Here is a 15,672-nt window from a genome sequence, read left to right as displayed (position 1 = left end):
CCCAACGCTTGCAATGAGGGTTTTGCGCGTTAGTGCAAATACCCTCGATTGCCTTGTTGTGCAATTTTATTGATGTTGTCTGCACAAAAACTCATAGCTACCTGCGCCAACATGTATAATGGCTCTATTTCTTTCCATTCTCCTGAATGTCACATGTTCAGCTTTCTTGATAGCCAGCCCGTTCACGGTGACATCGCCGGGCACTGCGGCAGGCACATAGACGGTCGCGGTGGAGTTGGCGGGAATCTTCACCGTCATGATAATGGCATCGCCCTGGCGCTTCCAGTTGCTCTCAATCCGACCATAGACCGAGTCGTGACTGCCATTGACATATCTGAGTTCTTTAATGAAAGCAGGCTTGATGACGGCGTTTTGAAATCCTGGCTTTTTGGGGTCGGGACGGATGCCTGCGAGCCCTTCGATAAACCAGGATCCAATGTTATTGTAACAGTTGTGAATCCGGGATAATTTACCATCCCAATACTCCCAGGTTGCAGTCGCACCATTTTCGATCATATAGCCCCAGGACGGGTAGGTTCTTTTTGAGGCAAAACTATAGATAAGATCATCCCGGTCTATGCTCTGCAGATACTGAATCATCATGTAAGTACCCGAAAGTCCAGTGGAGAGATGCCCTTTATTCTTCTCGATCAGGGTTTCTTCAAAACCGTCAAAAACTTCATCGTGCAACTCATCTGGAACAACTCCCGCCATCAGGGGTATGACATAGGTCACCTGATCACCACTGCCGTATTTCCTGCCCTTTGGATCAAAAAACTTGCTGTGTGTCGCAACATTCCGGGCAGCGGCCCTCTCTCGAAACATCCTGGCATCAGCGATCTCTCCCAGGGCATTAGCCAACTTGGCCGCCTGCTCCAGGGCGTAGGACATATAGGCATGGATGAAGACCTCGGCGTTTCCTTTGTCATCGACTCCCTTTGGCGAGGCCCAGTCGCCAAGATACCAGCCGCCGCAGAACTTTTGTTGCAGGTCATTGACCGTTTTGCTCTGTGCCAGTTCGAACCATTTTTTGATCGCTGGATAATTGCGTCTTACCAGAGAAATGTCACCGTAGTGATGGTAGTGCTTCAGGGTCGCTGCCGTGAGGAACCCGCACCAGAAGGGTCCGCCACCATGTCCTGAAGCAGGCGATGTATAGGTGAACCCGCCGTCGTTGCGTTGGCCATCAAGCCAGTCTCTGGTCCACTTACGGTAAAATGCATCAGATCGAAGAAAACAGAGGGTAGTGTCCAAAGAAGACTGACCATCGCCACCGTAGCCATTACGTTCACGGGAGTGGCAATCCACCTGATAGCCACCAAGCATAAGACATCGCAGGGTATGATCCACCATCGTATAGATCCCATTGAGAGTCTCATCGGAACAGTTGAAGGTGCTTGCCTTAGGTAAATCCGTTGTAATGAAGTATCCTTTAATGTCCTCAGTAGTGAGTCTTCCCTCGGGGGCGTTTCGGATCAGGATGTATCGACAACTGGCATAGTTGAAACGGTTCTTAAGCATTTCGACACCGTTGCCTCTGCAGATGTACTCGCTTGCCTGTCTGAAACTATTGAGCCTGGAGATACCTCCATTCTTGTCCGGGGTGTATGAATCGCCAAACTGCATCGACACCTTGTGCCCCTTGGCAGCCTTGGGAAAGGTGATCTCAAAAGTGCCGGTCATAGCTTTGCCCATATCGACAAGCCACGTTGTGTTTGTCAGATTTGTCACCTTCACGGGAGTGATCGTTTCAATAACACGATTGCGCTGGAGCATCTCCGAGGAAACCGGGGTATCAGCAACCTTGGCCAGTTTGGCCCTGGGCCAGGCGCTATCATCAAAATCGGAATTAGCCCAGTCGGGTTGGTCCTGGGAGGCGGTATGTACTTCGCCGCCGTAATTATTCGTTTTCCACTTGCCCCGATAGGCCAGGGAGCTGGCTTTTGCTCGCCAGGTATCATCGGTAATGAGTGTCGTTATTTCCCTGTTCGCATCTACCATCTCAAGCTGCGCCCGTACAGAAGGGGCTGTTTTCAGGCCCGCACCACCCTGGTTCCAGCCGCTCCCCATCCAGAAACCGATGGCGTTGCTGCCCTGCTTTAGATATTTTGTCACGTCATAAGTAATGCAAAAAGTGCGCTTGTTATATTGGCCCACATGCGGCGCAAACTCATCATTTCCCACTCTTTTGCCATTGATGAAAAGTTGGAAGTACCCGAGGGCATTGACATAGATATACGCCCTCTCCGGAGGGACCGTAAGTTCTGCCGAATGACGCAACCAGGGAGAACTACTTCCATCAGTGATCCACTTAGCCTGCCAATCCTTATTGGATGTCATATTGAAGAGTGTCCAGACGGCGGAGCTGCCCCATGAAGAAACATCTCCCTTTTCGTTCCATATGCGCACCGTCCAGTAATGCGGAATTCCGCGTGAACGGTTTTTGCCGGCATACATGATGTGTTGGCTCTGGTTGGTGTTCACTTTTCCCGAATCCCAGAGATCTGCAGAACCCTCCTTGAGAAGCCCGGGGGAAGTCGCAACAAGCACATGGTACGCTGACTGCGTTGCGCCGTTCTCTCCGGACAGCATCCGCCATGAGAGTCGCGGCTTAAGGATATCAATTCCTATCGGATCTACGAGGTCCTCGCAGCGAAGGTCTGAGACAGCGAAACCGCCCAAATCAGTGAGATCCACTGCCATCGCGGGGAATGTTATTACAAGCGAGAGCATGAACGCCATAAGAACACCTGTAGAGATGCCGATCTGGCCGCTTTTTCGAGAGCTGTTGTGGAGTTGTCTCATACTTCTGGTAACCCTAAATGTCATAGTCTTCCTTCAATGCCGAACGTCAGTGGTCACGCGCGCGGTTTACCGCCGCACATACAACTAGGCTTCTCAAAATCATTTCGTTTTCCTTTCTTGGTTTGTTCTGCAATCACTTCGGGTTCTATCATGACGGCGAACGATTAGGATCTTACTGGTTTCTCAACTTCTGAGGCAGGATATATTCCTGAGAAGCACGTATGTAAACCGGCCCCAGCAGCCCTGATGGATGCAGTGGGGACGTTGCCTTGTACCACGTTGGGTCGGTAGGAACTACTTGGCCGATCCGTTCGTCTTTCGGAACGTTTTTGTCGCCTATCAGTCGGTTGACCCATGTATTGACTACTTTGATGGAGAGATCGTTCTTTCCTGCCTGAACAAGCGTTGTGATATCGATGACAAAAGGCGAGCGCCAGAGCGTTCCGGCAGATTCCCCATTTACCAGCACCTCGGCCAAGCCCTTAACGTCTCCGAGATCAAGTGAGATGCGTGTGTTCTTTAGAGAATCATTATGCAAGGTGAAGGTCTTTCTGTAAGTTCCCTCGCCACTGAAATACCTGACGCCGCTATCCGTATGCTCGGACCACGATGCCAGTTTCTCCAATGTTATTTCAGCTGGTGCACCACGCCCTTCTTCAAACCGAACGTTCCATGGTCCGGAAAGAGTTAGCGCTTTCGGAAGGCGCGCCTGCGGGAGTTTCCCTTTCCTGCCGGCTGCCGTTTTCCATTCCAACGCACCGCAGTCAGACTGTTGAATTACGGCGTTGGAGCCGTCGGATGTAAACTTGAATGTGGCCGGCAGGGAAGCAAAGTCTTTACTTAACCGTTTGTCTGGCGCAAACACGATGACACCGTCATGCTTGATCTCTACGACAGAGTCCTTGGCGTTTTTCCTGAAGACAATTATTTTGGAACCCTGGGCTTCAAGCTGAATCGGGATGCGAATGCGTCCGTCCTGGTCGTCATATACGGCAATGTCGCTGACCTCTCCGGTCAGTGGGTCAAATAATTCCGGCTGTTTTCCCGTTACGCGAAATGAACAATCCACCATGCAGCCCTTGCCGGCTGTCGCAATAAAGTAGATCTCTGCATCCGGTAGTGTGCGATGAATAAAGTTGATCCTCTTATTTGACTTTGTCGTGTAGGAAAAATCCGCTTGCAGCTTCATTTCTTTTAATAACTCAGGAAGTGGCTTGCCCCAGACAACGCGGCCCTTGCCGAACCTGGATTCCGTAATCGTCTTGCCATCACATGGGCCCCAAAGCCTGTCCGCCAACTTACGCACCGTCTCATCACATTGCGGATAGTCCGTTAACCCTGGCGCGGTTTCCGGTTTGGGCCCGATTACGGTCGCCCCTTTCTCTACCAACCGGGTTAACTTTTGAAGAACTTCCGGAGACATGGTCTTTTTGTCGGCCAACAGTAGAACGGCATAGGACATTCCATCCGGCAACACAATCCGACCATCCTTTACATCCATCCGCTCCAACAGCACGGTATTATCGCAATGGTCGGCCCGGTAGCCTTCCGGCAGGTTTTCAAGGGACATTTCTCCGAACATTTTGCTGAATGTATCTTCGTGTCCCACATAGCGGCAGACATCGGCCACAAATAAGCCCTGCTGAAGCATATAGGAAGTCCGGCCAAGATAATTTACAAATCCGTCGGCATAAGGCCACCAGGTATTGCCGCGATGAAAGTTTACGCCGTTCCACCCATGGGTCCATCCTGGCTTCTCGTCATAGGGTTGATGCGTCGAGGTATGAAGCACAAATTTAGTTGTTCCTCTGCACAGAAGAAAATCAGCTGTGCTTTTTAAATCTGCCGGCACATAGGAAAAGTCTCCCATTGCTCCCCCCACGGTGAAGGACTCGTCTTTGATAATGGGTTTTCCATACACGTGTCCGGCAGTTGCGGCATAGCCAGTAAATGCGCGTTCGCGCAAAATATTTCGCCTCATCCAGATCTCATTCATGGGCACGTCGCATATGCCGTATTGGCGAATCGAGTTTCCGAACATCTGGTCCCAACCGTAGAGAACTTCCGCATGCAATTGCATACCTTTTTCATGCAAACGATCACGAACATGACCATAATATTCTTCTGCCAGCAGGTCATCCAGAGTCATCCGGAAATCGCAAAGGAAACGGTTCGATTCCTCCACACTGTTCACCGGAATTTTAGCCAATGCAGGTAGATAAGGAGCCGGATCATAGCCCCTGCGCTTTTTAAATTCTTCTGCAAACTCCTTTGACCACGATTGATACTTACATTCCCAACTGTCGATCAGAACATGTTGCAGGGTCTTCCCTGCCAAATCACCGGCATCTTCAATCAACGGCCCGACAACTTTGTCATAAACCAGATCGACGGCATCGCTATTCAGCTTGCTACACTCCAACCCACGCCCCTCTGGTGAAGCGGGGTGATTGACTGCCGGGTTAAGCACATGATGGAAAACCAATACCACCCAATCCCCTTTTTGTGTATCCCATGTCAAGGTCCCGTCTGCTTGCAGCTGAGCCATCAGATTGATGAACTTATTGCTTTCAATCCCCGTCCCAGCCTCTCCTTTTTTGTTCTTGAGGTACGGATTTCTGGGCTTGATCATGGGACTGTTAACCGCTTCTTCACCTTGGGGAGTTTCAATCGTTCCCGGATAAGCAAGAATCAACACCGTATTATCGGGTACTGTATAGCTTAGTGTCTTTCCACCTTTTACAGGAAGTTTCTTGCATCGAAGCTCCCTCATGCCCGTATTCGGGGTGATCCATGGACCTCCGGTCTGGCTGAATCCATCACAGATTTGAAGCCCCATGGTCATATCCAGGCGCTCGCATTCTTTGAGCGCATAGCTTACCAATTCCCGGTATTCCGGACTCATAAAACGGACCGGACCGCGCGGAGTTTCACGTGTTCCCTTCCCGCCTTCGGTCCACGCATTATGGAATTGAGTTACGCCACCGATGCCAAGATCCTGCATCTGCTCTAGGTCCTTTGTGATCCCTTCTTTAGTCACATTTCCATACATCCAGTGCCACCATACCTGTGGTTTGGCAATCTGAGGTGGGTTGATAAACATCTCGTCCAGCGAATCCGAAGCGCCCAATGAAGAGGGTGTAAAAGCACTTAATATCACGGACAAAAGTATGTAGATCAGCGACCGAGTACTTGTTTTGGTTCTACGTATCATTTCCTTAAAATTGGGCATTGTCATAACAGCTTCGATCCTATTGTTGTGTGCTGGGCTTTGCCCGACTGCTTGTTGATGAGTTGATTGTGGCGCATCCTGAAAAATAGCATAATAGAGGACGGCGTCTATGTCATGTCACCTAAATCGATGACGCCTCGCACTGTGCTCTCCGAAAACTTATCCATGTCAAAAATTCCGGTAAATTTCACTAGAATGGAAGATAGTCGACGAAAAGAAATCTGAAGGAGGCGGTAAAAAAAGGTGGATGAGGGCGAAAAACTAATTACAAATAGCCGAAGTTGCGTCGTCAGAATGCGGCCGAACTTCCGATCAGCATGAACGGGGCAGGGAGTTTTGGTGATGTGGGCATGGGGATGATGCTCTGCGGCGGCGCGGTAACACCAAACCTTCGACGATGATGTCTGCCTGGTCGGCTTTCGCCTGCGTGAGCTGCTTGCGGCTTAAGCATTGCGGTATTGCTTGGGGGTTTGCTCCATGACCTTGCGAAAGCAGCGCGTGAAATAGTTGCTGTCCGAAAAGCCGCAGGCAAAGGCGATGTCAGTAATGGTCCGGTCGGTCCCTTTTAATAATTCGGCTGCTTTCTGACATCGCACATGCATGAGGTGATCAATAGGTGAACGCCCGATGCATTCCTGAAATACGCGAGTAAAGTGGCGTTGGGACAGGTGTGATTTTTTGGCCAATTCATCCAGAGTGATCTTTTCTGTGTAGTGCATTTCGATATGGGCGATGGCATCCCCGATGCGAAGCAGGTCGAGGGATTCTTCCGAGGGCGTCGAAGAATAGGTGCGCGACAAGGTTACGGCCAGTTGCATGAACAGGCCTTTGGCCATGACGCGGTAGCCCGGATTGCGCTGTTCCGTTTCTCTCGTTAAGTCATGAATGTTTTCATTGATCTGGTTGAGCTGTGGTTCGGAAAGTTGCAGACGGCTTTTAAAATTGTGGAGTGTGCGGAAGGCCGGTTCAAGAGAGAACAGGGCATGGAAGCCGGGCAAGGTGCGAATATCCCACTGATGCATCAGTAGAGCCTCGGGATCGAATAGAATGTTGGCCAGGGCGAGTCCGTGCATTTCCAGATATTGATGCTCGTGATTCTGGGCAATCACGAAGACATCGCCCGCTTTGACCGGAAACTCCTGCTTATCGATCACGTGCATGGCCGTGCCTTTTAGAATGATTACCAATTCATCAAAATTGTGGCTGTGCAGAGGGAATTCAGGCTGCGGATCGCGGATATAGACCTGTAGGGAAAGGGTTGGGTCTTCAAAGAAGTCGTTTTTCTTCAGTCTGTTTCCGAATCCTAGGGGATAATTTGTCATGGCCGGATTGTGCTGTAACTTGTCGGGATCGTCAAGGCGGAGGGCTGGGCAATACCGTAGGTTCTGCTCCATCAATTGAACTATTGGCGGCGCGAGCTGTATCGCATAAGTCGTGATTTTCCAAAGGTTGGAAGTTCTAATCACGTCTAACGCTTCAATCGTCACTTTTAAACTAGGAGAGAACATGAGCGTAGAAAAAGCATACGAACTGGCGAAGGAGAGATATGCTGCCTTCGGAATCGATACCGATGCAATGATTGAGCGAGCTCTGGAGCTGCCTATTTCCCTGCACTGTTGGCAGGCGGATGACGTAGTCGGATTTGAAACCAAGCCCGATGGGCTGGCGGGTGGCGGTATTATGGCGACAGGAAACTATCCCGGCCGTGCCCGTAACGGCGAAGAAGCCCGTGCGGACATTAGCAAGGCAATGTCATTGATTCCCGGAACGCAGCGCTGCAACGTACACGCCCTCTATTGTGAAACCGATGAATATGTGGATCGCGATGAAATGACGCCGGCCGGTTTTCAGAAGTGGATCGACTGGGCTGCAGCTCAGGGCATTAAACTCGATTTTAACCCGTCATTCTTTTCGCACGCCAACGCGGAGGATGGATTCACGCTTTCGAGCCGCGATGAAGAAATTCGGCAATTCTGGGTGCGGCACGGCAAAGCCTCCCGAAAAATTGCTGAGGCCATGGCCGAGGCCCAGGGTTCGCCCTGTTATGTAAACTGGTGGACGCCGGATGGATCCAAAGACATTCCCGCTGACCGTTTTGGGCCGCGCGCCCGGATGGCGAAATCCTACGATGAAATCATGGCCGATGACTCCGTTGACAAAACCAAATGCGTCGACTTCATTGAAAGTAAGCTCTTTGGAATCGGTTCGGAAGAGTATGTGGTCAGCTCCGGGGAATTCTGCTCCGACTATGCCATCAGCCGCAGCATGGGTCTGTGCATGGATATGGGACATTTCCACCCGACGGAAACCATTCATGGTAAAATTTCTTCGCACCTGCAGTTTATGGATCAGATTCTGCTGCACGTGAGCCGCCCGATCCGCTGGGACTCCGACCACGTTACGCTGTTCAATGATGACCTGAAGAATGTCTTCCTGGAAATCCAGCGCGGGAATGTTTGGGATCGGGTGATTATTGCCCTCGATTTCTTTGATGCATCCATCAACCGCATTGGCGCCTACGTGACCGGCACCCGTGCCGCCCGTAAGGGAATTCTCAATGCATTGCTGGATCCGACCGGACAGCTTCAGTCCTACGAAGCCGAAGGCAAGAATGCCCAACGTCTGGCTTTGATGGAAGAGTTCAAAACGATGCCGTTCGCAGCGGTTTGGGATAAACTCTGTGAAAAAGGAAATGTTCCGGTGGGCGCCGATTGGCTCGCCGATATGGAAGCCTACGAAGCCGACGTGCTCGCTGTTCGAAGCTAAGATTTCCATGGAGACCGGGAGTGTGGGTTCTCCTCCTCTTTTCCTGCCTTCCCGGTTCTTCATGGTTTTTTAATACAGGGGATGAACGATGAGTGAAGAACAGCAGGAAAAACATGGCGAGTTTGAACGCGAGCCGGTGCCGGAGTCCAAAACTCGGGGACTGAAGGCGTTTGTAGGGATGTATGCCGGTGAGCATTGTGCCGGTACGGAGCTGATGATCGGCCCGCTGTTTGTGGCGGCGGGGGTGAGTGCGTTTGATGTGGTTTTTGGCTTGTTGATCGGAAACCTGCTGGCGGTGCTGAGCTGGATGTTCCTCTGCGCGCCGATTGCCGTGCGCGCTCGCATGACGCTTTACTATCAGTTGGAAAAAATCTGCGGACGAAACCTCGTTACCCTGTACAATCTCGCCAACGGGGTGATGTTCTGTTTTCTGGCCGGCTCGATGATTACGGTGTCAGCGACGGCGCTGGGAGTCTGGTTTAATTTCCCCATGCCGGGGCTGACGGATATATATCCAAACAGCGTTGGATGGGTCCTTGCGGTACTGGGCGTTGGTGCACTCATCACCTTGGTTGCGGCCTGGGGCTACGATATGGTGTCCAAGGTGGCCAATATTGCGGCACCCTGGATGGTGCTTGTTTTTCTGGCATTCGGGATCATCGGTATGCGCCAGTTTATCGAAGTGACCGGTGCAGAAGTCAATTCTCTCTCCAGCATGTGGGCGCTCTGCAAGGAGTCCATTTTCAAAGGGGGCGATCCGCTTCCGGGGCAGGTCAAGTTTACCTTCTGGCACGTCACCTTCTTTGCCTGGTTCGCCAATATGGCGATGCATGTAGGCATGTCCGACCTCTCGGTACTGCGCTTTGCGAAGAAGTCGTGGCACGGCGTGGCTTCGGCTTCGGGCATGTATGTCGGCCACTTTATGGCCTGGATCGCTGCGGCAATTCTTTATTCGCTTCAGCTGCACCTTGATCCGTCCAACACAGACGTATTGCCGGGGCCGCTGGCCTACCGCGCTGCGGGAGTCGCCGGACTGGTCTGTGTGATTATTGCCGGTTGGACAACGGCCAACCCGACGATCTACCGTGCCGGTCTCGCGTTTCAGGCAATCATGCCGAAGAAGTCGCGTTTTGCCGTAACGATCGGCACCGGTATGCTGGCCACCCTGGCTGGTATGTTCCCGGGCATTGCCATGAAGCTGCTGGGCTTTGTGGCGCTCTACGGTTTGATTCTCATGCCGATGGGGGCGGTCGTCTTTACCGACTTCTGGATCTTCCCGAAACTGGGACTCAAGCAGTATTACGCCGAACACAAGAAGATCTCGATCAACTGGGCGGCCGGTATTGCCTGGATCGCCACCTTGGTCATTTGCGTGGCGCTGGTGAAATCCGGAAAACCTCAGTTCCAGATCTTCTTTGTTTCCCTGCCCGGCTGGTTTATTGCCTCGGGTCTATACATCGTATTAAGTAAACTCACCCAGAAGGGAGATGCATAATGAGAACCATCGCTCAGATTATTTCCTATATCGCTCTCATATTGCTGGTTGCGGTACCGGTCCTTTTTTATTCGGCGGCCATTACGCTCGAACGCAATAAAAGCATGATGCTCATCGCCACGATCGTGTGGTTTATTTCGGCTGTTTATTGGATGGGCAAGGAGAAGGAGAGTGCTTCGTGATTAGAGAAGCATTCACAATGAAGCTCAAACCGGGCTGTGTGGAGGTATACAAGAAGCGCCACGACGAAATCTGGCCGGAGTTGGCAATGGCGCACTCGTCTGCAGGAATCTTCGACTACTCCATCTATTTTGATGAGGAGACGTTGACCCTCTTTGCCTTCCGTAAACTTACAGAAGAAAATACAGCAGACGGGTTGAAGGATCTCAACATCGTAAAGATGTGGTGGGATCACATGGCCGACTTGATGGAAACCCATCCCAATAACATGCCGGTCTTTAAACCGCTGCGCGAAGTATTTCACATGGATTAATCGGAGGGTCAAAGGACGAAGGTCCTCTGACTTCAGCCTTCAGCCTTAAAGGAATGAAATGAACGATTTAGATACAATTGTTGAGCTGTCGCATGAATTCGGCAGTGTGGATTATGTAAAGGGCGGGGGCGGCAACACCTCCGTTAAAAACGAAGAAACCTTGTGGGTTAAACCTTCCGGCACCACGCTGGGAGGTCTCTCCACTGAAACTTTCGTTGCTATGAACCGTGCAAAAATTAACGAACTGTATGCCGTTGAAACGCCCGCCGAATCGGCTGCTCGCGAAGAGCTGGTGAAAAATATGATGGCCGTCGCCGTGGAAAACGATGCGGGACGTCCTTCGGTGGAAGCTCCTTTGCATAATGTTTTCGACGCCAAATTTGTGGTGCATACCCATCCCGCATTAGTGAATGGACTGACCTGCGCCAAGGGTGGGGAGGCCGGCTGCAAGCAGATGTTCCCAGATGCACTGTGGGTGGAGTACATTGATCCGGGCTATACGCTCTGTATGGAAGTGCGTGAGCGGATCGATCAGTATAAAACTGCAAATGGAAAAGAACCGGCGTTGCTGGTGCTGCAGAACCACGGCATCTTTATTTCGGCCAACACGCCGGAAGAAATCCGGTCGCTGTACACCCATTTCATGGATACCCTCAAAGTAGCATATTCAAAAGCCGGGGTTTCCCAGCATTTGGCTGTTGTGGAAACACCTGAGTCGCCCGTGACCGAAGAACGCATCAAGACTGTCTTTGGTACCGATGCCGCCTTCGTTGCTTCATCGGGAATATTTGCCTATTCGCCGGGGCCGATCACACCGGATCATCTAGTCTATTCTAAAGCCTTCCCTTTCTGCAGTGAATTAACAGTGGAAGCAGCCGCGGCATATCGGGCGGAGCGCGGTTATGATCCAAAAGTAGTTGTTAATGGCGACCGTATCTACGGAATCGGAAATTCGCAAATCAATGCCGATCTTGCATTGGAGCTGGCTCAGGATGGGGCATTGGTGATGCAGCTGACCGAAGCATTTGGCGGGATTAACTACATGACCGACACTCAGCGTGAATTCATCGAAAACTGGGAAGTGGAATCGTATCGTTCAAAACAGGTATAATAAAATGGCTAAGCATTACATTGCAGTAGATTTGGGTGCGTCCAGCGGACGAGTGATGGTGGGAACCCTTGAGGACGGAAAGCTGACGCTGACGGAAATGAACCGGTTCTGGAATGGGCCGACTGAAATCGATGGAACCCTCTATTGGGATATCGTGCACCTATTCCGGAATATTAAAGAAGGCATTGCGAAAGCAAGGGTTCAGTTCGGGACGGAGATTTCCTCCATCGGCATTGATACCTGGGGAGTGGATTTCGGTCTGCTCGACGTGAACGGGAAATTGCTGGGTAATCCTGTGCAATATCGAGATGAGCGAACGGTCGGCATGTTTGAAAAGGTATTTGAGAAGGTTTCAAAGAGCGAGGTATTTGAAAACAGCGGCATCCAGTTCATGGAACTGAATACACTTTACCAGATGATGGCACTTTCGCTCTCCGATTCGGTTGAGTACAAAACCGCAAACCGGATGTTGTTTATTCCTGACCTTTTCAACTATTGGCTGACCGGTGAGATGAGGGCTGAACGCATGTTCGCCAGTACCTCCCAGTTCTACAACCCGGTTACAAAGGACTGGGCTTACGGTATGCTCGAAAAGCTCGGTATCCGTACCGACCTTTTTGCTGAATTGGTGGATCCCGGAACGATTATTGGCAAGGCCGAGGGCACGCCTGTAGTTGCCGTTGGCAGCCATGATACCGCGAGTGCTTTTGCTGCCGTACCGGTTGCCGGGAATGAACAATCCGCCTTCCTTAGTTCAGGAACCTGGTCGTTGCTGGGGGCTGAACTTGATGAACCGGTGATTACGGAGGACTCATTAGCGGCTAACTTTACGAACGAAGTCGGCGTATGCGATACCATCCGCTTTCTAAAAAACCTTTCCGGATTCTGGATTCTTCAGGAGCTCAAAAGGGTCTGGAAAGAGCAGGGTAATGACTATTCGTGGAAGGACATGGATGTTATTGCCGATGCGGCCGAACCGTTGCAGTTTTTCTTTGATCCAACGGATCCGGTATTTTCAACGCCCGGCGACATGCCGAAGCGCCTGCAGGACTACTGCGAAAGAACCGGGCAGAAGATCCCCGAAGATCACGGCACCATGGTGCAGGCCTGTTATGAAAACCTTTCTTTGCTCTATGCGGATACCTTTAACACCATTGAAGAGCTGAGCGGTAATAAGCTCGATGCGCTGCGCATTGTCGGCGGCGGATCCAGCTGCCTTACGATTAACCAGTGCTCGGCCAATGCCATCGACAGGAATGTGATCACAGGTCCTAAGGAAGCCACTGCGATTGGGAATCTGATTGCGCAGATGCTGGCTATGGGCGATATCCAATCATTGGAAGAAGGCCGCGCGATCATCCGCGAATCCTTCGCCGAAGAATCATGCACCTTTGAACCTCAGGATACCGAAGTTTGGAAAGATGCCCTCTCGAAATGGCGCGCCATCTGTAGGAACTGAACAGGGGCATTTTACTAATGAAGGCATACGGGGAACTACGCAGCGTCGTAGTAGTACACGCGATGACTCCGCCAAGTCCTTGTTTCTTTTTTTAATGGAAAATGCTGGAGGAAGTAAATTTCGAACCACCAATCTGTGGAACACAATTCCACAGCGGTTGGTTAGTCCGAAAGTGGCGGTGGCGTTTAGTGACGTATTTAGGAGCAGTTTAGGATCACCCTAAGTCGTGCGTTAGGCTTCGGTCGGGACTGCCAGGAAGCAACCAATCATCCGCATTCTCCGACCTGTCTCTAGGCTAAGTGCGGCACAAGGCATCATAGCTTCAGTAGATTGTTGCTGTTGCTGGAAAATCTTCTGTAACCCGCTCGAGAACTGCCACTGCACACTTTGCACGGCTACGGAGCTCGCCCATAAGAAACCTATTTATCTCAAAAATATGAGATATAAAAAGTAGGTTTCTTATGGTGCGGTATTACAACCGTGCAACGTGTGCACAGCCCGGAAACCTAAGCTGATAAAATGAGTGTTTTCATATCCCCCGTGTTAACTGTTGACCCTGAATCACCTGAAGATAAACTTATGTCATAAGGTTTGGGTATGTACGGTCGGATGCATTTGTTCCGCTCTATAGACTCGTAGTTGGCAGTGGGAGCATATGCGCCGAGGTATATGGGTATTGGCGGCTCCTCCGCGATATTTGGCAGACCGGGGGGAGTCGCTCTTTTTTTCCGCCCGCATATTGCATAGGTAAAAAAGAATCAATACCGCCCCGGCGTTATGCCAGGGCGGGTTGAACATCCTAGAAGAACATCATGCATTACTTCCACCCTTTGCCGCAGCAGAAGATGCAAACTATGTTGGTGCCGGCGTGGAAGCCGGTGCCTTTACAGTGGGTGCAACGCAGCTTGAACATTGAGCCGGCGCAGGCGAGTGCGGTGACTAGCAGCAGTCGGGTGATAGTTTTTCGATTCATGGGTATTCTCCTTGTGGGGTTTAAAAACAGTTTCTATTCACAGATCTTTTGACCGAAGCTGGACAATAGGGTTTCCCCCGAAGCGTTCCATACCAACCCGGCACGAGGCCGGGCGTCAGGTTAGGCGGCGGGTGAGGGCGATGAGTTCGGACGCGGATTTCTCTTTCAGCTGGCTTTCGATACGCTTGCGTAAGATGACCTCAACAGTTGCCTTTCCAGCAATCCCGACACCACCAGCCACTCCGGCAATGCCGAGAGTGCCCAGTAGATACTATGGCATCCATCCCGTACCGCCAGAGCCAAAGACAGCATCGACGGCATTGAGGCTGATCTCCAGATAGAGGCTATTTAACTAACGTATATAGTCCGGCGCATTTGCGCCGGGCAGTTCAATTCATATCACCTTAGGAGCATAATCATGACAAGATCATTTCATAATTTCGCAACCGCAGCGCAGAAATTGGCAAGAAAAGTCTGCACAATAATTCTTATTGATGTTTCACCGTCAATGGAGGCTCCGGATTATCCTCCGAGCAGGCTTATGGCTGCGATTGCGGCGATTATTGATCTATTGGGAATAAAGCTCGAACGCCACCCCGATGATTATGTGGGTATTGTTAAATTCAGTGGTTCAGCAAGCATTGTGCAGTCGCCACTCCCTGTCGGCTCTCAATTCGAGGTTCTGAAGCATGCGGCTCTTAATGGACTGACTGTCGGCGGGTACACCAACATTGCAGCGGGCTTGAAGTGTGCGGCAGAAGCTTTGAGCCATCATTGTCCGGTGCCTGACCGAAAAGGGGGAGCCATAAAGGAATTCTTTCTTGGTCTCGATCGGGGCACGGCACCGAGTGATGCTTCCGAGCTGAAGTGCGGCATTCAAGGGCATGTTATTTTGCTGACGGACGGCGATCACAACTGCCCCGGATTCCCTCGTGATTGGGGGAAACGGTTGAAGGACGCCGGTGTTGTTATTGATTGTATCGGCATAGGAGGAAGTCCTTCACAGGTTAATGAATGCTTGCTTAGGGACATTGCGTCAGTCGATGAGTCTGGACGCCCGCGTTACCGCTTTATCGACGACCGCGATGCTCTGCTGATGGAGTTTCATGAAATGGCAAAGGCCGGCTATTTGCGCAAGGCATAAATGATCGGGAGGTGAACCATGACGATTAGGGACTTTCAAAGATATCTGTCAAAGGTTAAGGCGAAAATGACTACGCTTATTCAAAAGGCGAAAAACGAACCTGAATATCGAAGGGTCGGTATTCTTGCGGTGGTATTGTTGGTTTCCACGACGATCATGTCTCCTCTGCTTGGTATTGCGTTGGTATTGGTCGG

The 15,672-nt window shown here is 51.1% G+C and carries 11 protein-coding genes; 7 read left to right on the top strand and 4 right to left on the bottom strand.

Annotated elements, in window-relative coordinates; genetic code table 11:
- Positions 1-66: 66 nt before the first annotated feature.
- From SCARR_RS26155 to SCARR_RS26145, 3 genes are all read right to left on the bottom strand, one after another.
- A complete protein-coding gene (locus tag SCARR_RS26155; RefSeq protein WP_168433632.1) occupies positions 67-2,805 on the bottom strand; it encodes a family 78 glycoside hydrolase catalytic domain in 2,739 nt (912 codons plus the stop codon).
- A gap of 172 nt (positions 2,806-2,977) precedes the next feature.
- Complete coding sequence (locus SCARR_RS26150; protein ID WP_136065376.1) at positions 2,978-6,043, bottom strand: glycosyl hydrolase; 3,066 nt, start codon at positions 6,041-6,043, stop codon at positions 2,978-2,980.
- Positions 6,044-6,480: 437 nt separating this feature from the next.
- On the bottom strand, positions 6,481-7,431 hold the full coding sequence (locus tag SCARR_RS26145) for a helix-turn-helix domain-containing protein (RefSeq protein ID WP_168433631.1): 951 nt from the start codon (positions 7,429-7,431) through the stop codon (positions 6,481-6,483).
- 112 nt (positions 7,432-7,543) lie between these two features.
- Between SCARR_RS26145 and SCARR_RS26140 the strand changes: the two genes are divergently transcribed.
- The 6 genes from SCARR_RS26140 (at position 7,544) to SCARR_RS26115 (ending at position 13,361) form a co-directional block, all read left to right on the top strand.
- Entirely contained in the window at positions 7,544-8,803 is a 1,260-nt protein-coding gene (locus SCARR_RS26140; protein WP_136065372.1) for an L-rhamnose isomerase, read from the top strand.
- A gap of 88 nt (positions 8,804-8,891) precedes the next feature.
- The gene (locus SCARR_RS26135; RefSeq protein ID WP_136065370.1) at positions 8,892-10,298 is read left to right on the top strand and encodes a purine-cytosine permease family protein; all 1,407 of its coding nucleotides are present in this window, start codon (positions 8,892-8,894) and stop codon (positions 10,296-10,298) included.
- Positions 10,298-10,480: a hypothetical protein gene (locus tag SCARR_RS26130; protein WP_136065368.1), complete on the top strand. Its 183-nt coding sequence runs from the start codon at positions 10,298-10,300 to the stop codon at positions 10,478-10,480. Before SCARR_RS26135 ends, SCARR_RS26130 begins: the two co-directional genes overlap by 1 nt.
- Positions 10,477-10,791 (top strand): L-rhamnose mutarotase, encoded by a 315-nt coding sequence (gene rhaM, locus SCARR_RS26125; RefSeq protein ID WP_136065366.1) that lies wholly within the window; start codon positions 10,477-10,479, stop codon positions 10,789-10,791. Before SCARR_RS26130 ends, rhaM begins: the two co-directional genes overlap by 4 nt.
- 58 nt (positions 10,792-10,849) lie before the next feature.
- The gene (locus tag SCARR_RS26120) at positions 10,850-11,902 is read left to right on the top strand and encodes a class II aldolase/adducin family protein (protein ID WP_136065364.1); all 1,053 of its coding nucleotides are present in this window, start codon (positions 10,850-10,852) and stop codon (positions 11,900-11,902) included.
- 4 nt (positions 11,903-11,906) lie between these two features.
- On the top strand, positions 11,907-13,361 hold the full coding sequence (locus tag SCARR_RS26115) for a rhamnulokinase (RefSeq protein WP_136065362.1): 1,455 nt from the start codon (positions 11,907-11,909) through the stop codon (positions 13,359-13,361).
- Between the two features lie 817 nt (positions 13,362-14,178).
- On the opposite strand, the gene SCARR_RS28445 is transcribed toward SCARR_RS26115, so the two are convergent.
- Positions 14,179-14,334 (bottom strand): hypothetical protein, encoded by a 156-nt coding sequence (locus SCARR_RS28445; protein WP_168433630.1) that lies wholly within the window; start codon positions 14,332-14,334, stop codon positions 14,179-14,181.
- A 418-nt stretch (positions 14,335-14,752) separates the two neighbouring features.
- Here SCARR_RS28445 and SCARR_RS26110 point away from each other — a divergent pair, with 418 nt between their 5' ends.
- Positions 14,753-15,478: a VWA domain-containing protein gene (locus tag SCARR_RS26110; protein WP_136065360.1), complete on the top strand. Its 726-nt coding sequence runs from the start codon at positions 14,753-14,755 to the stop codon at positions 15,476-15,478.
- The last annotated feature ends 194 nt before the right edge of the window (positions 15,479-15,672 follow it).

Origin of the sequence: Pontiella sulfatireligans, assembly GCF_900890705.1 — a bacterium.
Taxonomy (GTDB): Bacteria; Verrucomicrobiota; Kiritimatiellia; order Kiritimatiellales; family Pontiellaceae; genus Pontiella; species Pontiella sulfatireligans.
This window is presented reverse-complemented; position numbering and strand designations above follow the sequence as displayed.